Origin of the sequence: Paenirhizobium cremeum (assembly GCF_047553425.1) — a bacterium.
Lineage (GTDB): Bacteria > Pseudomonadota > Alphaproteobacteria > Rhizobiales > Rhizobiaceae > Allorhizobium > Allorhizobium cremeum.
Window position 1 is genome coordinate 2,368,440 of record NZ_CP180217.1, and the last position, 20,721, is coordinate 2,389,160.

19 protein-coding genes are annotated in these 20,721 nt (G+C 62.5%); 8 read left to right on the forward strand and 11 right to left on the reverse strand.

Annotated features, from left to right (window positions below):
- The first annotated feature begins 110 nt into the window (after positions 1–110).
- Complete coding sequence (locus tag ACLBKR_RS11680; protein ID WP_113442679.1) at positions 111–884, forward strand: potassium channel family protein; 774 nt, start codon at positions 111–113, stop codon at positions 882–884.
- A 27-nt stretch (positions 885–911) separates the two neighbouring features.
- Here the strand turns inward: ACLBKR_RS11680 and ACLBKR_RS11685 are convergent, their stop codons facing one another.
- Positions 912–1,283, reverse strand: a complete 372-nt coding sequence (locus ACLBKR_RS11685) for an Atu4866 domain-containing protein (protein WP_244709600.1) — start codon at positions 1,281–1,283, stop codon at positions 912–914.
- 337 nt (positions 1,284–1,620) lie between these two features.
- On the opposite strand from ACLBKR_RS11685, the gene ACLBKR_RS11690 reads away from it, so the two are divergent.
- Positions 1,621–2,523, forward strand: a complete 903-nt coding sequence (locus tag ACLBKR_RS11690; RefSeq protein WP_112831087.1) for an AraC family transcriptional regulator — start codon at positions 1,621–1,623, stop codon at positions 2,521–2,523.
- 46 nt (positions 2,524–2,569) lie between these two features.
- Here ACLBKR_RS11690 and ACLBKR_RS11695 read toward each other — a convergent pair whose 3' ends face one another.
- Entirely contained in the window at positions 2,570–4,258 is a 1,689-nt protein-coding gene (locus ACLBKR_RS11695; RefSeq protein ID WP_113448859.1) for an alpha-glucosidase family protein, read from the reverse strand.
- A gap of 292 nt (positions 4,259–4,550) precedes the next feature.
- Here ACLBKR_RS11695 and ACLBKR_RS11700 point away from each other — a divergent pair, with 292 nt between their 5' ends.
- Complete coding sequence (locus tag ACLBKR_RS11700; RefSeq protein WP_112831089.1) at positions 4,551–5,618, forward strand: glycosyltransferase family 4 protein; 1,068 nt, start codon at positions 4,551–4,553, stop codon at positions 5,616–5,618.
- Positions 5,619–5,627: 9 nt separating this feature from the next.
- Here the strand turns inward: ACLBKR_RS11700 and der are convergent, their stop codons facing one another.
- The 3 genes from der to ACLBKR_RS11715 all read right to left on the reverse strand — a co-directional run bounded on the left by der (position 5,628) and on the right by ACLBKR_RS11715 (position 8,481).
- Positions 5,628–7,052 carry a ribosome biogenesis GTPase Der gene (gene der, locus ACLBKR_RS11705; RefSeq protein WP_113437006.1) on the reverse strand — a complete coding sequence of 475 codons (1,425 nt, stop codon included), beginning with the start codon at positions 7,050–7,052 and terminating at the stop codon, positions 5,628–5,630.
- A gap of 39 nt (positions 7,053–7,091) precedes the next feature.
- On the reverse strand, positions 7,092–7,763 hold the full coding sequence (locus ACLBKR_RS11710; protein WP_113339232.1) for a tetratricopeptide repeat protein: 672 nt from the start codon (positions 7,761–7,763) through the stop codon (positions 7,092–7,094).
- Positions 7,764–7,902: 139 nt separating this feature from the next.
- Positions 7,903–8,481, reverse strand: coding sequence for an NnrU family protein (locus ACLBKR_RS11715; RefSeq protein ID WP_113448858.1), 579 nt, complete (start codon positions 8,479–8,481; stop codon positions 7,903–7,905).
- 127 nt (positions 8,482–8,608) lie between these two features.
- Here ACLBKR_RS11715 and ACLBKR_RS11720 point away from each other — a divergent pair, with 127 nt between their 5' ends.
- Positions 8,609–9,649, forward strand: coding sequence for a polysaccharide deacetylase (locus tag ACLBKR_RS11720; protein WP_113442677.1), 1,041 nt, complete (start codon positions 8,609–8,611; stop codon positions 9,647–9,649).
- A 370-nt stretch (positions 9,650–10,019) separates the two neighbouring features.
- Here the strand turns inward: ACLBKR_RS11720 and sbmA are convergent, their stop codons facing one another.
- The 6 genes from sbmA to ACLBKR_RS11750 all read right to left on the reverse strand — a co-directional run bounded on the left by sbmA (position 10,020) and on the right by ACLBKR_RS11750 (position 15,227).
- On the reverse strand, positions 10,020–11,297 hold the full coding sequence (sbmA, locus tag ACLBKR_RS11725) for a peptide antibiotic transporter SbmA (RefSeq protein WP_112831094.1): 1,278 nt from the start codon (positions 11,295–11,297) through the stop codon (positions 10,020–10,022).
- Between the two features lie 134 nt (positions 11,298–11,431).
- Positions 11,432–12,613, reverse strand: a complete 1,182-nt coding sequence (locus ACLBKR_RS11730; RefSeq protein WP_113448856.1) for a YbfB/YjiJ family MFS transporter — start codon at positions 12,611–12,613, stop codon at positions 11,432–11,434.
- 95 nt (positions 12,614–12,708) lie between these two features.
- Positions 12,709–13,026: a type II toxin-antitoxin system RelE/ParE family toxin gene (locus tag ACLBKR_RS11735; RefSeq protein ID WP_113448855.1), complete on the reverse strand. Its 318-nt coding sequence runs from the start codon at positions 13,024–13,026 to the stop codon at positions 12,709–12,711.
- Positions 13,023–13,286: a ribbon-helix-helix protein, CopG family gene (locus ACLBKR_RS11740; RefSeq protein ID WP_113426700.1), complete on the reverse strand. Its 264-nt coding sequence runs from the start codon at positions 13,284–13,286 to the stop codon at positions 13,023–13,025. The genes ACLBKR_RS11735 and ACLBKR_RS11740 overlap by 4 nt, the downstream gene beginning before the upstream one ends.
- Positions 13,287–13,376: 90 nt before the next feature.
- Positions 13,377–14,126 (reverse strand): type I methionyl aminopeptidase, encoded by a 750-nt coding sequence (gene map / locus ACLBKR_RS11745; RefSeq protein WP_113448854.1) that lies wholly within the window; start codon positions 14,124–14,126, stop codon positions 13,377–13,379.
- A 54-nt stretch (positions 14,127–14,180) separates the two neighbouring features.
- Complete coding sequence (locus ACLBKR_RS11750) at positions 14,181–15,227, reverse strand: LLM class flavin-dependent oxidoreductase (protein WP_113339237.1); 1,047 nt, start codon at positions 15,225–15,227, stop codon at positions 14,181–14,183.
- 243 nt (positions 15,228–15,470) lie between these two features.
- Between ACLBKR_RS11750 and ACLBKR_RS11755 the strand changes: the two genes are divergently transcribed.
- The 4 genes from ACLBKR_RS11755 to ACLBKR_RS11770 are packed head-to-tail and all read left to right on the forward strand — an operon-like array spanning position 15,471 to position 20,539.
- Positions 15,471–16,244: a 3-hydroxybutyrate dehydrogenase gene (locus tag ACLBKR_RS11755; RefSeq protein WP_113457166.1), complete on the forward strand. Its 774-nt coding sequence runs from the start codon at positions 15,471–15,473 to the stop codon at positions 16,242–16,244.
- Positions 16,245–16,304: 60 nt separating this feature from the next.
- Positions 16,305–17,774: a xanthine dehydrogenase small subunit gene (xdhA, locus tag ACLBKR_RS11760; RefSeq protein ID WP_113339239.1), complete on the forward strand. Its 1,470-nt coding sequence runs from the start codon at positions 16,305–16,307 to the stop codon at positions 17,772–17,774.
- Positions 17,775–17,809: 35 nt separating this feature from the next.
- Complete coding sequence (gene xdhB, locus ACLBKR_RS11765) at positions 17,810–20,146, forward strand: xanthine dehydrogenase molybdopterin binding subunit (RefSeq protein WP_113457167.1); 2,337 nt, start codon at positions 17,810–17,812, stop codon at positions 20,144–20,146.
- Positions 20,147–20,167: 21 nt separating this feature from the next.
- The gene (locus ACLBKR_RS11770; protein ID WP_162757246.1) at positions 20,168–20,539 is read left to right on the forward strand and encodes a DUF559 domain-containing protein; all 372 of its coding nucleotides are present in this window, start codon (positions 20,168–20,170) and stop codon (positions 20,537–20,539) included.
- Positions 20,540–20,721 lie beyond the last annotated feature (182 nt).

Sequence of the window (20,721 nt, forward strand, 5' to 3'; positions counted from 1 at the left end):
GATTGACGGCGCGCCACGGAGAGGGCGATAAGCGGTTGCACGCTCGTCGTTCCAGGGGCTCCATCCCCCGGTTTGGGAGGGACGAGGCGGTCGGGGAGGTTTTTCGATCAGTGAGCCAGGTGAAGAGAAGCTTTCGTGAACGCCTGCGCAACCTTTATTTCGCAGAGAGTCTGGCGGCCATCCGCTTCCAGCTTACGCTGGCCCTGATCGATATCGCCATCATCTGCTTCTTCCTGCTTGGACCTTATCTGCGCAAGGGGGCCGGCTATCTCATTCTCGATTACCTTATCGCCGTGTGGATCGCCGTGGAACTCGGCGCACAGATGCTGATTGCGAGGAGCCTCCGCCGCTGGCTGTCGCGGCCGATGACATGGATCGACATACTGGTGCTTGGAACGCTGCTATTTCCGCAGCTCCTGTTCAATTTCGCCTTTCTGCGCGCCCTGCGCATCTGGGCGATTACCCAGCGCCCCATTTTCAAGGTCATGCTGCGGCGCCTCGGCAAAGCCCATCTCATCGACGTCGCAACCGCCGTCGTCAATTTCATCGTCTTCCTGTTTACGATAACCGGCTTCGTCTACACCTTCTTCTTCTACGGCGAGAACGGTGCGGAAGGGTTCATCGACGCCTTCTATTTCACCGTGGCGACGGTGACGACCACGGGCTTCGGCGACATCACCCTTCCCGGCACCTTCGGCAAGCTGACCTCGATCGCAACCATGATTATCGGCATTTCGCTCTTCGTGCGGCTCGCCCAGGCGATCATCCGCCCCCACAAGGTCACCTTCTCCTGCCCGGAATGCGGGCTGCAGCGCCATGATGCCGATGCCGTACACTGCAAGGCCTGCGGCCATATCCTCAACATACCGGACGAGGGCGCCTGACCCTCGTCCGGTATGTTCTCCGTTGACTCAATGCCGGTAGAGCACCATGCCCGCGTGATGCAGGATATCGCTCCTGAAATCGCCATCGGCGGTAAAGCCGGTGTCGTCCCAGTATTCGATATGGCTCCCGTTCACCTCGTAGCGCCCCTCATAGGCGCGTTCCCGGTTTCCGCGCGCTTCCACGTAGCGCCCGTTGGGCAGAAGTTCGTGCCGGATATAGCCGTCACCGGTCACCCACAATCCTACATAGGGATGGTTCTTCATGTCTCTCTCCTGAACGTCTGTGGCCGCATCCTGGGCCTGCTTGATCCTTGGCGGCGCCACCACGAAAAGGGCGATGAATGCCACGGCCGCAACGAGCACCACCATCGCCGGCGTATTCTGGGAAAACTCAACCATTCAGCCCATATCTCCGCTCGATACGATCCCGCCGCTCCGCGCGGTTCCGTTCGATTGTCGCGAGAAGTTGCCGGGCGCCGGAAGCTGCCCAGCGCAAGGGGCTTTCAAGAACATATTGAAGTGCGGACATCTTCCCGTCCTCCTGCGTTTTGCATCTCGCCGCCCATCGGCGAATGACGGGAATATGGGGACGGAGATCGCGGGAGCGGTAGAACAGATGGCCGCAAGGATTGCACAATCCTCCGAATTGCACGATTCTCCATTTGGGATCGCCGGACAGACTTCCTAGTTAAGACCCGAAAACCCAGGCCAATCAGGGCTCAGGAGCAGCCTCGCCATGAAACCGCATATTGAATTGAAAGAACTGATTGCACGACACGCCACGCAGGAGGGATTGCAGCCGACGCCCGTGCCGCGCCTGACACTGATCCGCTTGAGCCGGCCGACCGATCCGATTCACGGCGTGCACAAGCCGTCGATCTGCATCATCGCCCAGGGCCGGAAGCGCGTTCAGGCCTGCGAGCGGGTGCTGGAATACGGTGCCGGACACCATCTGATCGTCTCGCTGGATCTACCCGTGCTCGGCCATGTCATCGATGCGACGCCGGAGGAGCCCTATCTCTGCCTGCGGCTCGATCTGGATCTCGCCCTGCTCGGCGCGCTGGTGCTCGAAATGAACACCCCGATCCTGCAGGCGGCCCCCCAGTGCAAGGCGCTCGGCATCGCCGAAACGCCGGAAGCCCTTCTCAATGCCGCAATCCGCCTCGTCGGATTGCTGGACCGGCCGCACGACATCCCCTTCCTGGCGCCGCTGGTCGAGCGGGAGCTGCTTTACCTGCTGCTGCGCGGCGAGCATGCCGGCCTGCTGCACCAGATGCTGACGCCGAACCACCGCCTGCAGAACGTCAACCGCGCCATCAACTGGATCAGAAGCAATTTCCACCGCCCCTTCTCGATCGAGGTTCTGGCGGCGGAGGCGCGCATGAGCAGTTCCTCGCTCCACGAACATTTCCGCGCCATGACCAGCATGAGCCCGCTGCAATACCAGAAACAGCTCCGGCTGCAGGAGGCGCGCAGGCTGATCCTGACCGAGGCGCTCGATGCGGCGACGGCAGGCCGCCGGGTAGGCTATGACAGCCCGTCCCAGTTCAGCCGCGAATATCGCCGGCAGTTCGGCGCGCCGCCGCTTGCCGATGTAACGCGACTGAGAACCCGCCCGGGCGAACTGGCGGAAGCCTGAGGCAGGGTCGCCCCCGAGGCCCTGCCCGCGAAAACCGCCGGCTTCCTCACACCCTCGCGCAGAAACCGTCCAGCGCGCAGAGACGAAGGCCTTTCTTCTCGATGGCCCCGCGAAGGCCCGGCATGTCGAGAACCTGTCTCACGACGACGCCGACCGGCAGGGTGACTGTCCTCGGCTCTCTTGCCATATTGAACACGAAGAGCAGCCTTTCCTCGCCCTTCGAGCGGGTAAAGGCCAGCACGTCCTCCTCGCTCTTCAGGAACTCCATCTCCCCGTCGCAGAGCACGGCATGCGCCCTGCGGAAAGCGAGCGTGTCCCGATAATGCGACAGTACCGAGCGCGCCTGCCCCTCCTGGCCGTCGACGGCAAGTGCTGCATGGTCCTTGGGCACGGGCAGCCAGGGCTTCGATGCCGTGGTGAACCCCGCATTCGCCACCTCCCGGTTCCAGGGCATAGGAGTGCGGCATCCGTCGCGTCCCTTGAAGGCCGGCCAGAAACGGATACCGTAGGGGTCCCTCAAGTCTTCGAAGGCAAGCTCGGCCTCCGGCAGCCCCAGTTCCTCGCCCTGGTAGAGGCAGATGGAACCACGAAGGCTGGAAAGCACGCTGATTGCAAGCCTTGCCACGGCTTCCCGCTCCTCCGGCGTCGTCGAGAACCGGCTGACATGCCGGGTAACGTCATGGTTGGAAAAGGCCCAGCACACCCATCCGTCGGCCACGAGCTTGCGGAAGGATTCGACGCAGCTGCGGATATGGCCGGCGGTAAAGTCCGGCCCCAGGAGATCGAAGGTATAGCACATGTGCAGCTTGTCGCCGCCCGCCGTATAGGCCGCGACCGTCTTCAGTGAACGCGCTCCGTCTCCCACTTCACCGACGCTGGTCCGGTCGGGATATTCGTCGAGCAGCGCCCGGAACCGCTTCAGGAAAGCGATGTTCTCCGGCCTGGTCTTGTCGTAGAGATGGCTCTGCATGCCGTAGGGATTGACGTCGGGCGCATCGAGGCCCGCTTCCTCGCTATCGGGCACATGCGCAGGATTGTCGCGCAGCGCCTTGTCGTGGAAGTAATAGTTCACGGTATCGAGGCGGAAGCCGTCCACGCCCCTGTCGAGCCAGAACCGGACGGCGGCCAGAAGGGCGTCCTGCACGTCGGGATTATGGAAATTGAGGTCCGGCTGCGAAGCCAGGAAGTTGTGCATGTAGTATTGCTTGCGCACCCCGTCCCATTCCCAGGCAGGTCCGCCGAACACCGACAGCCAGTTGTTCGGCGCCGTACCGTCCGGCTTCGCATCCGCCCAGACATACCAGTCCGCCTTGGGATTCGTCCGGCTCGACCGGCTCTCCTTGAACCAGGGATGCTGGTCGGACGTATGCGACAACACCTGGTCGATGATGACCTTGAGGCCGAGACGGTGCGCCTCCGCCATCATCTCATCGAAATCGGCAAGCGTGCCGAACATCGGATCGACATCGCAATAATCGGAGACGTCATAGCCCATGTCCGCCATCGGCGAGGTGAAGAAAGGCGACAGCCAGATCGCATCGACGCCGAGCGAGGCGATGTAGGAGAGCTTCTGGGTCACCCCCTTGAGATCGCCGATACCGTCGCCGTTGGTATCTTGGAAGGAGCGCGGATAGACCTGATAGATCGCCGCTCCGCGCCACCAGTCTGCGCTGCCGGTGGAAGGCCTGGCCCCCTCATCGGCCTTGCGGTGGGCCTTGCTGTGGCTTGTCGTCATGGAAAGATCCTGAATGGCGGGAATCGTGATCTGAATAGTACCGTCTCGCAGCGAAAGGCCAAGCGGCCCTGGATACCAATCCCGTCCGCGGATTTCTGTTCCGAACCATCTGTGCGGAGGATGGCCGCGCAGACGGCTGCCGCTGACATCAACCTGTAATACTATCATCACATAAAGCCGGAAACGAAAACGGCGGGAGTCGCCTTGTGGGCTCCCACAAGACGCGGGCTGCTGCGCAGCGATCATCCGGCGGAAGCCGGGACGCGGCCGATCCCGGAGGCAGCGAGAGATTATGCCCAGACTGACCATCGTGACCGATGCCTGGCATCCGCAGGTGAACGGCGTGGTGCGTTCCATCGAGAACACCAACCGCGAGCTGGCGGCGATGGGCGTCGAGGTATCGATGATAACGCCGCAGCCCTTCCCCAGCATTCCGATGCCGACATATCCGGAAATCCGTCTGTCCCTCGCCCGCTACACCCAGGTCGCCCGCGCCATCGAGAACAACAGGCCGGACTATATGCATATCGCGACCGAAGGTCCGCTCGGCCTTTGGGCGCGTCGCTGGTGCCTGAAGCACGGCATGCCCTTTTCGACCAGCTACCACACCCGTTTTCCCGAGTATGTCGCAGCCCGCGCGCCGATCCCGCTGTCCTGGCTCTATGCCTATGTCCGCTGGTTCCACAATCGCGGCGGCGCCTGCATGGTGGCGACGGAAAGCCTGCGCCGCGAACTTGCGGAAAAGGGCCTGAACAACCTTTGTCTCTGGAGCCGCGGCATCGACACCGCGCTGTTCCGGCCGCGCCCGCAGGTCGAAAACCCGCTGAACCTGCCGCGCCCGATCTTCATGACGGTCGGTCGCGTGGCGGTGGAAAAGAACCTGCCGGCCTTTCTCGATCTCGACCTGCCGGGCTCCAAGGTCGTGGTCGGCGACGGCCCTGCCCGCACCGAACTGGAAGCGCATTATCCGCGCGTGCATTTCACCGGGGTCAAGACCGGTGAGGATCTCGCCGAAACCTATGCGCAGGCCGATGTCTTCGTCTTCCCCTCGAAGACAGACACATTCGGCAACACCATCCTCGAAGCCATGGCGTCGGGCGTTCCGGTCGCGGCCTTCCCGGTCACCGGTCCCGTCGATATCATTCCTGCCGAAAGCGGAGCCGGCGCGCTCGACGACGACCTGAAAGCCGCCTGCCTGAAGGCGCTCCACTGCTCGCGCGAGAAGGCGCGTGCGCTCGCCGAAACCTTTTCATGGCAGGCAGCAACGACGCAGTTTCTCGACAACGTCATCGAGGCCAAGACCCAGGCACGGCGCAAGCGCCTGCTGTTGCGCCAGTCCGGTCGTCAGATCGGCGCGTGAGCCGGAAGATCAGCGTTTCTTCTTGCGGTTTTCGAACGGGTTGTCCGACGCCTTGAAGTGAATGCGGATCGGCACGCCCGGCAGCTGGAAATCGTTGCGCAGTCCGTTCGTCAGGTAACGCACATAGGACTCCGGCAGCGCATCGGCGCGCGTGCAGGAAATCATGAAGGCCGGCGGACGCGCCTTCACCTGCGTCATGTACTTGAGCTTGATACGCCGACCGGAAACCGCCGGTGGCGGATGCTGGATCTGCTGATGCTCCAGCCAGCGATTGAGCTTGGCGGTCGAGATGCGACGGTTCCACACACGGTCGGTGTCGATGATGTTCTGCATCAGCTTGTCGAGGCCGTAGCCGGTCTGGCCGGAAATCGGCACCGCGCGGATGCCACGGGCCTGCGGCAAAAGGCGCTCGGTCTTCTCGCGCAGGTCGGCCAGCACTGCCTGCGGGTCCTCGACCAGATCCCACTTGTTGAAGGCGAGCACGGCGGCGCGGCCCTCGCGCAGCACCAGATCGGCGATCTGCAGGTCCTGCTTTTCGAAGGGAATGGTGGCGTCGAAGACGATCACCACCGTCTCGGCAAAACGGATCGCGCGCAGCGCATCGGCAACGGAGAGCTTTTCGAGCTTCTCCTGCACCTTCGCCTTGCGCCGCATACCAGCCGTGTCGAACATCTTGATGGTGCGGCCGCGCCAGTCCCACTCAACGGAAATGCTGTCGCGGGTAATTCCGGCTTCGGGGCCGGTCAAAAGCCGGTCTTCGCCGAGGAACCGGTTGATGAGCGTCGATTTTCCGGCATTCGGGCGGCCGACGATCGCGACCCGCAGCGGCTTGGTCTCGTCATAATCAGGCTCTTCCTCGTCCTCGCCCTCGCCTTCGCCTGTCCGGGGTATGGCGACATCGGTCTCCGCCTCGTCCTCCGGTTCCGGGAAGGCCCGCTCTTCGCCGATTGCGGCGACGATGGCGTCGCGCAGGTCGATCATGCCCTGGCCGTGTTCGGCCGAAATCGGCACGGGTTCGCCAAGACCGAGCGTGAAGGCGTCGTAGAAGCCGCCGTCGGAGCCACGGGCTTCCGACTTGTTGGCCACCAGGACGACCGGCTTCCCGCTGCGGCGCAGGAGTTCGCCGAACGTCTTGTCGAGCGGCGTCAGGCCCGACTTGGCATCGACCACGAACAGCGTCAGGTCGGCTTCGTCGATGGCCGCCTCGGTCTGCGCCCGCATCCGCCCTTCGAGCGTGTCAGGGCCGGTCTCCTCGAGACCTGCGGTATCGATGATGGTGAAGCGCAGGTCGACGAGCTTGGCGTCGCCCGGCCGCCGGTCCCGCGTCACGCCGGGCGTATCGTCGACGAGCGCCAGCTTCTTTCCGACCAGACGGTTGAAAAGCGTGGACTTGCCGACATTCGGGCGGCCGACGATGGCGACGGTGAAGCTCATGCGGTTTTTATCCTTCCGGGCTCCAGCGCCCAAGCCGGCTTACGATGCCTTGCCGGACGCGGTAATCATGTCGAGCAGCATGCGGGCACGGTTCTGCACGTTGCGCGGAGCCTCGGGGTCCTCGGTGATCTGCTCGAACCATTCGCGGGCGCGTGCCATGTCGCCGGCCTTGTATGCGGCAAGGCCGAGCGCCTCGCGGGCGGAATGGCGCATCGCATCCGTCGGCGTCGCCATGGCCTCGACCTCGGCGGACACCTGCTCGTAGGTGCCGGCGTCGATCAGCAGCCAGGCGGCGCGCATGCGCGCCACGTCACGGATGACCTGCGGAACGGAAGTATCCTTGCCGATATCGGAGAAGGCGGCGATTGCGGCCGCCGCATCGCCCTTCTCCGCCTGCACGGTTGCCGAGCGCATCCGCGCCAGAACCGCATAGGCCCCGTAGCCGTCCTTTTCCAGGGCCGCGAGGGCGGCGGTCGCCTCGTCACGCTTGCCCTCGTTGGCAAGCGTCAGCGCTGCGAGGAACTGGTCGCCTGCCCCGGACGAACGGTGCGAATGCCAGTACTCATACCCGCGATAGCCCGCGGTGCCGAGAACGATCAGGAGAGCGACGCCGATGATAACCGGCGCGAATTTTCGCCAGGCCATCTTGACCTGCTCCGAACGGAGCTCGTCATTGACTTCGCGAATGAAACTGTCGTTGTTGTCCACCATGTCTCGTTCCGGAAAGGCCGGCCTTTCAAGTGCATTCTGCTGTATAAGCGGCCTTCCTAGAGCAAAGGATGCCCAAATGGAAGCATCCTTTGCAGTCACAAGCGCGGCACCGCCGGCGAAAGGCGCCCCGAGCGGCGGATTACATCGGGATCGGCGCCACCCCGATCAGCCAGAGGTGCAGCTTCCAGATGAACAGCGCCCAGATCACCGCGCCGATGACGACGGCGATCAGGTCATACTTCGCCGAGACGAACGGACGCAGCGTCAGAAGGCCCGCCCGCTCGCGGCGCTTCAGCGCGATGCGCAGGATCACGCCCCATGCGAGGAAGGAGCCGAACAGCAAAAGCGAGGCGAGATCGCCATTGGCGAGCAGATGGCCGAAGGCCCAGATCTTCACGCCGAGGATCATCGGATGCTTCGTCTTCGTGGCGATATGGCCGGCAGGCAGTTCCGCCGCGGCCAGACAGATCATCGACAGCAGCATCAGCGTCACCGTCAGATGTGACATGCCGGTCGGCGGGAACCAAAGGTTGATCGTGGGCGAGATCGCCCAGCCATAGATCAGCACGACGAGCGAGATGATGCTCAGCAGCGAATAAATGCCTTTCCAGCCGTTTTCACCGAACTTGTCGACCATTCTCGATCTGAAATCCGGGGCGACCACCCGGATCAGATGCATACCCAGAAACAGGATGATCCCGAGAATCAGGATTGCCATTGGTAAGACCTCGTCTTGATTTTGCTCATCATGGAATAGTGATCTCGGGGACCGATTTCCAGTGTGTTCAAAGCTTCGCCGCATTTGAATGACAGGACGCCCGCTTCGTTCTGCTACGGGTTCTCGCATGTTTCGTCCGGCCGCCATCCTTTCCTTCGCCCTTTTCCTGCCTCTGCCGTCAATGGCGGAGCCGATGCGGGAGGCCGGCCAGACACCGCCGACGCCGGCGGAAGAACAGGTGAAACCTGCCCCGGAAAAGCCGAAACAGCTGTTGCTGATTTCCTTCGACGGCGCGCATGACAATGCGCTGTGGACGAAGAGCCGCGATATCGCGCGCCGTGCCGCCAACGCCCACTTCACCTATTTCCTCTCCTGCACCACGCTCATTCCGCGCTCCGCCTCCAAGGGCTACCAGGCGCCGGGCCAGAAGGCCGGGCGTTCCAATGTCGGTTTCGCGCCGACCGTGGAAGACGTGAGGACCCGGCTCGACAATCTGTGGAGCGCCCATCTCGAGGGCCACGAGATCGCCAGCCATGCCTGCGGCCATTTCGATGGCAAGGACTGGTCGAAGGTCGACTGGCTTGCGGAATTTGCGACCTTCCGTACGACGCTCACCAATGCCTGGAAGGCGAACGGTCTTGCAGACAAGGAACCGGAAGGCTGGCAGAACTTCGCCGATCACGGGATCAGGGGCTTCCGCGCGCCCTATCTCTCGGCGCCCGAAAGCCTTGTCGAGGCGGAAAAGGCCTATGGCTTCGCCTTCGACGCAAGCCTCGTGACCAAGGGACCGGCATTGCCGCAGCATGATGGTGCGATCACCCGATTCGGCCTGCCGCTGATCCCCGAAGGGCCACAGGGCCGCCGCATCATCGGCATGGATTACAATCTCTTCGTCCGCCATTCGGCGGGCCTCGACAACCCGTCCCGCTCGCAGGAGTTCGAGGAGCGCACCTATTCAGCCTTCAAGGCCGCCTTCGAGGCCCAATATGATGGCGAGCGCATCCCCGTTCAGTTCGGTTTCCATTTCGTCGAAATGAACGACGGCGCCTACTGGCGCGCCATGGAACGGCTGGTCACCGACGTCTGCCAGCGACCGGACGTCGCCTGCGTCAGCTATTCGGAAGCGATGGATATCCTGGCAAAGCGGCAGCCGCCTCCCCGTTCCTGATATAGGACGGGGATAATTCCGGCCCCTTCCCGAAAAATTCACGCGCACCATCAATGGCTTGACGGAGGAACCGCCCCTCCGGCGTCCCCGCTCTGCCGTGATCGCCTAGTCTGGTGAGGCCATCGGATGGGAAACCGGCTTCGCGAACCGGCGCACCAAGGATCATGAACCGGTCGCCGGTGGCGGTTGCGATTACGGTCCTTCGGAAGCCCTCCGACGATAACCCGAAGACCGAGGCGAAGATCGCAGCCGGGGCAGGCGGAACGCCTGATGCCAATACCCCAAGTTCAACCCCGCCTGCCCTTCTCCCGAAAAGAAACCGCGCCGGAGCGATCCGGCGCGGCTGAAGGTGCAGGCTATTCGGCAGCTATCAGTGTTTGTTCGCCTCGATCTCGCCGAACTGCTGTTCGCGCTCGAGATATTTCTGGTCGATTTCCGGCAGCGCCTCGTTATCGATCGCAGCTTCGAACGTGCGAAGACGTTTGTAGATCGAAAGCAGTTCGACGATGGTCGGCCAGACGTTGACGAGATACTGGAACGAGTTCGACACCTGACCGAAGGCGGTCGCGATCTGCTGGTAGATACCATAGGTGATCTTCACGGCGACGATGGTCGGCACCAGCATGAAGATCAGGAACAGCGCATCGGCCTGATTGTAGAACGACCGTGCGAGGTTGAAATAGGTGTAGTGGAAATAGAGCCGGAAATAGTTCCGCCGCACGTTGGTGAAAAGCTCGGCGACGGTCAGCGGCTGCGCCCGGTCGGCATGGTCCTCGCCATAGACGAGTTCCTTTCGGTATGCGGCCTCGACGCGCTGGTTGCGGAACTCCAGCCCCGGAAGCCTGATGCCGACAACCGCCAAAAGCCCCGTACCGAAGACGGACCAGACGAGCGCCAGCCAGAACAGGCTGTGGGGAATCTGGCCGATGATCGGCAGATCGGTCACGTATTTCGACAGCACGAACAGGATCGGCAGGAAGGCGACGAGGTTCATCACCGCGTCGATCAGGCTGACGCCGAGCCCTTCGAAGGTGGTGGCGAAGCGCATGGTGTCTTCCTGCACGCGCTGGGACGCGCCTTCGATATGACGAACCTTCTGCCACTTCGACATGTAGTAGTCGTTCATCGCGGTCCGCCAGCGGAACACATAGTGGCTGACGAAGAAGCGCACCACGACGAATACGGCCACGTTCAGGAAGGCGATGCTCCAGAACGTAATCATCAGACTGTAGAAGTCCCACTCCGTGATACCGGGCTTGCCTGTCAATGCGTTCTGCAGGAGGTCGCCGAAGGGCCGGCGCCAGTTATTGAGCAGGACCGACACCTGAACGTCGAAATAGGTGGTGAAGATGATGAAGTAGGAACCCCAGATCGCCCAGTGCCGCCACGGATGATCCTTGGCGTAATATTCCCAGAACAGGCCGAAGACAGCCGCCCACACCGCCGCGTAGAGGTAGAACCACAGGTAGTCGGCCGTGACGAAGAAGCTCAGGTTGATGATCGGCTCCGCATCTTCCGGCATCGGCTGGAAGCCGAGTGCCGCACCCATTTGTGCGCCCGCCAGATACCAGACGAGGATCGCGAGCAGGGTCCAGATGGCGAAGGAGGAGAAGAACAGTTTAGGCTTGGGAAAGAAGGACTGAAACACGGGGCGGGTGCTTTCTCGGCGTGAAACGGGAGGGCGTTTGAAACCCGGTCTGTCGCGCGAAATTAGGGCAGAACCAAGAACCCAGCAATGCCATTACCAAAATGTAACCGGATCGGTCGAAGCCAATTCACAGCTTAGCCGAGCCGGCGGTAGACCGGCAGGACGAACAGCACTGCCGCCAGAAGGGCGATGGCCGCGGCAACCGTCCCGGCACTGAAGCTCCCCGTCCATTCCGCAAGCTGACCGGCGACCAGCGGCCCGAGGATCTGGCCGACACCGAAGGCGGCAGTCAGGAAAGCGAGCGCCCGGCGCTGGCTTGCCGGCGCAAGCTGGCGTCCGATCCGCAGCGCATAGGCTGTGTTAATCATGAACGTCGCGCCCAGCATCAGCCCGCCGACGATGGGGGCAAGCGGCGAAGGCAGCAGCACCGATCCCAGCACGCCGGCAGCCTCGATCAGCAGGCTCACGACATAGACGCCCCGCAGGCCGATGCGGATCATCACCGGTCGCCAGGCAAACAGGGAAACCACCGCCGTGCAGCCCGCCAGGAACCAGGTCAGGAACTCGACCATCGGCCCGGCGTCGCTCATGCGCGCCATGGTGACGACGAAGGTGGCGGTCACCACGTAGCCGAAGCCGAACAGCCCGTAGGAAACGGTCAGCAGCACCAGCGGAAGCTTCCACACAAGCGCCGGTTCGGGACTGGGCGTTACCTCGAATTTGGGGGCCGGCGGCAGAAGCGCCAAGACAATCACGAGGGCGATGAAGCTGATGCCGGCACCTGCCAGCCAGTCCACCCGCCAGGAAGCGATCCCGAACGGTCCGAAAAATGCGACCAGCGCCACCGTCAGCGACGAGAGCGCGATGCCGAGCCCCACGCCGCCGAAGTGCGCCGATTGAACAGCCTCGCTGCCCGCCCGTGCCGCGTGACCGAGTACAACGGAGGTTATGAAGATCATCGCAAAAGCGCTTGCAAGTCCCGCGAGAAAGCGCAGGAGACAGAAGGCCCAGACCGTTTCGACGCCCGCCATGGCGGCCAGAAGCAGCGTGCTGACCGTCAGCGCGAAAAGCCCCGCGCCCCGTTCGCGCCCAGCCGCCCAGCCATGCCCGGCAAGGATCGCTCCGATGAGGTAACCGGCGAAATTCGCCGCCGCAATCAGCCCCGCCTCGCCGCTCGAGAGGCCGAGGTCGGTCACCATGCCCGGCAGGATCGGCGTGAAGGAAAAACGCCCGAAGCCCATGGCGGCGGCCATCGCCAGCGCCCCGGAAAGAGCCGTCCTGAAAAGATCGAAACCTTGGGAATTGCCGTTTGTCATACGCGGCTTATCGCACCGCACCAATGGCTCGACAAACCACAAATACTGATCGCCCGCTCAACGCAGCTTGATGGAAGGCAGGTAAAAGAGCCAATTCAAGGCTCTTCCAGATCGAGGTCATCATCGAGCAGCACAGTTAGCGGTCGCTGATGTCCGTGTCGGATGGACAGAATGACCACGGTGGCAGCGCGCACTTCATAGTCGATCAGATAAGAACCCTGTACGAACCGGAAGACACCCGGCATCGGAAGCTCTTCGGAAACCCTGCCGAGTTTGGGGAGAGTCGAAAGATGCTCCTTCAACCGTCTCAGGTTTTCGACAAAATCGCGGGCTGCCTGTGGGTTGCGCGCTCGCAGATAGTCTGCCTCGGACTTGATATAATCACGCGCTCCGGGCGACAGAATGACCTTCAAGCAGCGGCATCCTTGGCTGCATTTTCTAGGTCCCGGATCACATCGTCTAAATCGACCCCGGCGCCTCCATCGACCTCGGCCCGGGCTTCGGCCAACTCAATGAGTTCTCGTCCTTCGCTTGCGAGATAGGATTTCAGGGCACGGACAATGACCCAACTCCGGCTACGCTCGCAAATCCGCGCAACTTCTTCGACTTGCCCAAGCACATCGACGGGAAGACGCAAGGTGAGAGGATCGGAAAGATTGCCACCTTTATGCATTTTTTCCTCCATTTGTAATACAAAATAGCGCGTCCGACCACTGAGGTCAAACGCGCCGCAGGATTGGCAGCGGAGGTGAAGGGATGCGCCCTACTCCGCAAGCGTCAGGATGATCGGGCCGTTTCGGGTGACGACGACGGTATGCTCGAACTGCACCGTCGGCGCCTTGGGTTCGCTGAAGAGCGTCCACGGATCGTCGCCGTCCTCGGCCCACAGGCCGCCGATGGAGAGGAACGGCTCGACGGTGAAGACCTGCCCCTCTTCCATGATGCGCGTCTCGTCCGGGTCCGGCCAGGTCGCCAGTTCCTTCGGCTCCTCATGCAGCGAATGGCCGATGCCGTGGCTCGCAAGGTTCTGGATCAGCGTGTAGCGGTTCTTCTTCGCGAATGTGCCGATGGCATTGCCGATATTGGCCATGGGCTGGCCGGTGCGGACCTGGTTGAGCCCGACCCACATAGCCCGCTTGCCGTCGCGCACCAGCCGCTCGAGCTTCGGCGTCACCGGCGGCACGATGAAGGACGATCCGGTATCGCCGAAGAAGCCGCCCTTCTCGCCGGAGACGTCGATGTTGACGAGATCGCCAGCGAGGATCTTGCGATCCCCCGGAATACCGTGGGCGACTTCCTCGTTGACGCTGATGCAGGTGGCGCCCGGAAACTGGTAACAGAGTTCCGGCGCCGACCGTGCGCCGGCGTCTTCCAGCACCTTGCGGCCGATCTGGTCGAGTTCCCGCGTGGTGATCCCCGGCTCCAGCGCCGCTGCCATGGTCTTTACTGCCACCGCACAAATATGCCCGATCTCCTTGAGCCGGATCAGGTCGTCGTCACTGGATACAATCATCGCTCGTCTTTCGGGCCGAAGGCCCTGTCTTGTCGCAAAGGGGATGCGGGGTGCTTACGCCCCCGCTTCCGACGGGGTCAATGCCTTTCGCACCAGAGGCGCGACTTTTGTGCCGTAAAGCTCGATGCCCCGCATGATGTCCCTGTGCGGCATGGGACCGATTGCCATCTGCAGCATGAAGCGGTCATTGCCGAAGATCTTGTGATTGGCGACGATCTTTTCCGCGACGGTCTCGGGATCGCCGACGAAGAGAGCGCCCTCCGGCCCGCGCGACATGTCGAAATGGGCGCGGCTGGTCGGTCCCCAGCCCCGTTCGCGGCCGATTCGGTTCATCACAATCGCCTGCGGCTCGTAGAAGGTGTCGGCCGCCTTCTCGGTCGTGTCGGCAACGAAACCGTGCACGTTGATCGAACTCTTCAGCGTCTTCGGGTCGAGACCCGCCTTGGCCGCGCTCTGGCGGTAGAGATCGAAGAGCGGCGCGAAACGTCGGGGTTCGCCGCCGATGATGGCAAGCGCCAGCGGCAGGCCGAGATAGCCGGCCCGCGCCGCCGATTGCGGCGTGCCGCCAATGGCGATCCACAAAGGCAGCGGGTCCTGCAGCGGACGGGGATAGACGCCGCGCCCGGCAATCGGCTTGCGCGTCTCGCCTTCCCAGGTCACCATCTCGTTCTCGCGGATCTCTCCAAGCAGTTGCAGCTTTTCGGCAAACAGCAGGTCGTAATCCTCAAGGTCGTAGCCGAACAGCGGAAAGCTCTCGATGAAGGAACCGCGTCCCGCCATGATCTCGGCACGGCCGTTCGACAACAGGTCGACGGTAGCGAACTGCTGGAAGACGCGGACCGGATCGTCAGAGGAAAGCACGGTGACCGCGCTCGTCAGGCGGATGTTCTTCGTCTTGACGGCAGCAGCGGCAAGAATGGTGGATGGCGACGACGCCATGTAATCGGGACGGTGGTGTTCGCCGAGACCGAAGACATCGAGCCCCACTTCGTCGGCCAGCTGAATTTCCTCCAGCAGATCGTCGACACGGCGCTTGGCTTCCGCGCCCTTGTTGGCGGCGTTCGGATCGACGTCCGCGAAGGTATAAAGTCCGAGTTCCATGACGATCTCCCGTTGAAGTCACGACACAAATAGAGATCGGAACCGACAAGGGCAAATCACCGGAAAGACAACACAGTGTTCGCTCGCAGGCGGGTGGACGTCCCGACCCATTGCAAAAAAGGCAACAGGCTCCCCTCCAGATACCCGCCAAATATCCGATTGCCAGCATGCGCGGTTTGCGCGTAACTTTTCACCGTCTTTTGCGGCGCAGCAGAACGCCGGCTTCATGTGGGAGAGGTAGAAATGGGCAGAACAGTCGTCGTCACAGGCTCGACCAGCGGCATCGGCCTGGCAATCGCCAGGGGCTTTGCTGCGGCAGGCGACAATGTCGTCATCAACGGCTTCGGCAACGCCGTCGAGATCGAGGAAATCCGTCAGGGTCTCGAAGCGATGGGCGGCCGCGCCATCTATCACGGCGCCGACATGACGAAGCCCGCCGAGATCCGCGATCTGATGGCGACCGCCGCCCGCGAATTCGGCATGGTCGACGTGCTTGTCAACAATGCCGGCATCCAGCATGTCTCGCCGGTCGAGGATTTCCCGGAAGAAAAGTGGGACCAGATCATCGCGATCAACCTCAACAGCTCCTTCCACACCATTCGCGCCGCCGTTCCGGCGATGAAGGAAAGGCGTCACGGACACATCATCAACGTCGCATCTGCCCACGGCCTGATCGCCTCGCCTTTCAAATCGGCCTATGTGGCAGCAAAACATGGTATCATGGGCCTCACGAAGAGCGTGGCGCTGGAGCTTGCCGAATTCGGCGTGACCGTGAACGCCATCTGCCCGGGCTACGTGCTGACGCCGCTGGTGGAAAAGCAGATCCCCGACACGGCGAAAGCCCGCGGCATCACGGAGGAACAGGTGAAATCCGAGGTCATGCTGAAATTCCAGCCGACCAAGGAATTCGTCGCAGTCGAGGAGGTCGCGGCCGTCGCGCTGTTCCTGGCAAGCGACGCGGCAAGGCAGATCACCGGCACGCACATCTCGATCGATGGCGGCTGGACGGCACAGTAAGACGGCGCGCAATACCTGAGGGAAGATCGGGGCGAATGCCCCGCAAGAAAAAGGCATTCAATGACCGATAGCATCCGCTTCATCCTGAACGGCGAGGACATCGCCCTTTCGAGCTTCGAACCGACAGAGACGCTTCTCGATTTCCTGCGCCTCAAGCGTCGGTTGACCGGCACGAAGGAAGGATGCGCCGAGGGCGATTGCGGCGCCTGCACCGTACTCGTCGGACGTCTCGTCCATGGCAGGCTGACTTATGAGACTGTGAATGCCTGCATTCGCTTCCTCGGCTCGCTCAACGCCACCCATGTCGTGACCGTCGAGCATCTGGCCGCAGCCGACGGCCAGCTTCACCCCGTCCAGCAGGCCATGGTCGACTGTCACGGCTCGCAATGCGGCTTCTGCACGCCGGGCTTCGTCATGTCGCTCTACGGTCTGTGGCTGACCAGTTCCAACCCGTCCCGCGCCGAAATCGAACGGGCGCTGCAGGGCAATCTCTGTCGCTGCACGGGTTACGAGCCGATCGTCAAGGCGGCCGAGCTTGTGTCGCGCACCCGGCCAAGCTCGCTCTTCGATCCGCTTGAGCGCGACCGCGCCAGCATCATGGCGCGCCTGTGGAACCTGCAGACTGCGGAAACCATCACCATCGTCAGGGACGACCGCCGCCTCATCGTGCCGGGTTCGGTCGCAGCGCTCGCCGATATCCTTGCGGAGGAACCCAAGGCGACCGTGGTTGCCGGCGCGACTGATGTCGGCCTCTGGGTGACCAAGCAGATGCGGTCGATCAACCCCGTGGTCTTCATCAATCATCTCGCGGACCTGCAGACCGTCTCCATCGACGGCAAGGGTATCACGCTTGGCGCCGGCGTCAGCTACACGCAGGGCTTCGAGACGCTGCGCAAGGAAATCCCCGCCTTCGGCCGGCTGATCGAACGCATCGGCGGCCAGCAGGTGCGCAACATGGGCACCATCGGCGGCAATATCGCCAACGGCTCGCCGATCGGCGACACGCCGCCCGCCATGATCGCCCTGGGTGCAAAGGTCAGGCTTCGCTCCGCCGCCGGCAGCCGGGAACTGCCGCTCGAGGATTTCTTCATCGACTACGGCAAGCAGGACCGCCGCACCGGCGAATTCGTCGAGAGCATTTTCGTGCCCCGGCCGGAAGCCGACGCCCATTATGCGGTCTACAAGATCTCCAAGCGGCGCGACGAGGATATTTCCGCGCTTTGCGGCGCCTTCCACTTGTCGCTCGCTGACGATGGCAGCGTGACCGGCATCCGCATCGCCTTCGGCGGCATGGCTGGAACGCCGAAGCGCGCCCGCGCCGTGGAAGCGGCCCTCTATGGCAAACCATGGACGCAAGCGACCGTCACCGAAGCTCGCCATGCCTTCGACCAGGACTACAAGCCGCTTACCGACTGGCGCGCGACGGCGGACTATCGCCAGCTCACGGCCAAGAACCTCCTGACCCGGTTCTTCCTCGAAACCTCGGGAACGCCCCAGGAACTGCAGCGTTTCGAGCGGGAGGAAGCGTGATGACGGGCAGGCAAGCGGACGCAGGAATTTGAGCCATGGATAAGGCGAGCTACGAACTCTACAAATACATCAACGGCCCGATGCACCAGCCGCTGCGCCATGATTCAGCTCATAAGCATGTCAGCGGAAGTGCCGAATATATCGACGATATTCCCGAACCCGCCGGCCTTCTGCACGGTGCGCTCGGTATGGCGGATCGTGCGCACGCGGAAATCGTCTCGATGGATCTTTCAGCGGTCAAGGCCTATCCGGGCGTCGTCTGCGTCCTGACCGGCAAGGATGTGCCCGGCGTCAACGACGTGTCTTCCGGCGGCCATCACGACGAGCCGCTGCTTGCCGAAACGAAGGTGGAATTCCACGGCCAGCCGATCTTCGCCGTCATCGCCGAAACGCGCGATGCCGCCCGGCGTGCCGCACGTCTCGCAAAAATCGAATATAACGACCTGCCGTTCTGGACCGATGTCGACGGTGCGCTTGAAAACGGCGCGCCGCTCGTCACGTCCGGCATGACGCTGAAACGCGGCGAACCGGAAGAAGAACTCGCCAGGGCGGAACACCGCATCCAGGGAACGATGCGGATCGGCGGACAGGAACATTTCTATCTCGAAAGCCATATCGCGCTCGCCATTCCGGGCGAGGACGAGGACGTGACCGTCTGGTCCTCCACCCAGCACCCCTCGGAAGTGCAGCATATCGTCGGCCATGTGCTCGACATCCCCTCCCATGCGATCACCGTCAACGTGCGCCGCATGGGCGGCGGCTTCGGCGGCAAGGAGACCCAGGGCAACCAGTTCGCGGCACTCGCAGCGCTGGCCGCCAAGAAGCTCAACCGCGCCGTGAAGTTCCGTCCCGACCGGGACGAGGACATGACTGTAACCGGCAAGCGCCACGACTTCCGCATGGATTACGACGTCGCCTTCGACAACGAGGGCCGGCTGCATGCCCTGGTGGCCAACTTCGCCGCCCGCGGCGGCTATTCGGCCGATCTTTCAGGCCCCGTCACCGACCGCGCGCTCTTTCACGCGGATTCGAGCTATTTCTATCCGCATGTGAAACTCACCTCCCAACCGCTTAAAACCCATACGGTTTCCAACACCGCCTATCGCGGCTTCGGCGGTCCGCAGGGCATGCTGGGCGGCGAGCGCATCATTGAGGAAATTGCCTATGCGCTCGGCAAGGACCCGCTCGACATCCGCAAGGCGAACTTCTACGGGCAACCGGGTTCCGAGCGGGTTCTGACGCCCTATCACCAGACGGTCGAGGACAACATCATCGCCCGCGTGGTGGAGGAACTCGAGACATCCTGCGACTATCAGGCTCGGCGCAAGGCAATCGTCGAGTTCAACAGGACGAGCCCCGTCATCAGGAAGGGCATAGCGCTCACCCCGGTCAAGTTCGGCATTTCCTTCACCATGACCGCCTTCAACCAGGCCGGGGCGCTGGTGCATGTCTATCAGGACGGCTCGTTCCACCTGAACCATGGCGGCACGGAGATGGGCCAGGGCCTCTACACCAAGGTTGCGCAGGTCATCGCCGACTGCTTCCAGGTGGATGTCGAACGGGTGAAGATCACCGCGACGACGACCGGCAAGGTGCCGAACACGTCGGCGACCGCCGCCTCCTCCGGCACTGACCTCAACGGCATGGCCGCCTATGACGCCGCCCGCCAGATCAAGGAACGCCTCGTCGCCTTTGCTGTCGAAAAATTCGCGGTACCGCCGGACGAGGTGGAATTCCTGCCGAACCGCGTGCGCGTCGGATCGAAGGAAATTCCCTTCCCCGATTTCGTCAAACAGGCCTATTTCGCCCGCGTCCAGCTTTCGGCGGCGGGCTTCTACAAGACACCGAAGATCCACTGGGACCGCGCCGCCGGCCGCGGCACGCCCTTTTATTACTTCGCCTATGGCGCGGCCTGTTCGGAAGTTTCCATCGACACCCTGACCGGCGAATACCTGATGGACCGCACCGATATCCTGCACGACGTCGGCAAGTCGCTGAACCCGGCAATCGACATCGGCCAGATCGAGGGCGGTTTCGTGCAGGGCATGGGCTGGCTGACGACGGAAGAACTGTGGTGGGACGGCAAGGGCCGGCTGAGGACGCATGCGCCCTCCACCTACAAGATCCCGCTCGCCTCCGACCGGCCGAAGATCTTCAACACCCGGCTTGCCGAGTGGTCGGAAAACGCCGAACCCACCATCGGCCGCTCCAAGGCCGTCGGCGAACCGCCCTTCATGCTGGCGATCTCCGTATTGGAAGCGCTCTCCATGGCAGTCGCAAGCGTCGCCGACTACAAGGTCTGCCCCAGGCTGGATGCGCCGGCAACGCCGGAACGGGTCTTGATGGCGGTGGAGAGGTTGAAGAGGGGCTAGGGCAGCAATGAGAGCCGGGCAATGTCGCATTTTGCAGTGACGGATCGCCATCGAGGCAATGCACGCCGAATGCCCAAGGCGTTGACCGATGCCGAGCTCAAGTTCTGGAACGCGGTGCGAGCACATCGCCTGATGGGGATGGGCTTTCGCCGACAGATGCCGATCGGAGGCTATATCGTCGATTTCGCATGTCCAGAGCACCAATTGATTGTCGAAATCGATGGCTCCACTCATAGCGACGATCACACCATCGAATTGGACAGGCTGCGGACAGCAGAACTGACGGCACTCGGCTGGCAGGCCGTTCGCTTCACCAATGACGAGGTCCTGCATCAAATCGATGAGGTATGCACACACATACAACGCATTACAGGAGTTGACCGCCGTGGCTGAACGGTACCCCCCTCTGCCCTGCCGGGCATCTCCCCCTCAAGGGGGGAGATCGATTTGGGGAAATGTGCCCACCAGTCATCATGTGCTGAGTTCGAAAGATATGCCGTTCGTGGCAATGATCTCGCAACATGGCAGAGCGGCAGCAATCTTGCCAATCTCCCCCCTTGAGGGGGAGATGGCCG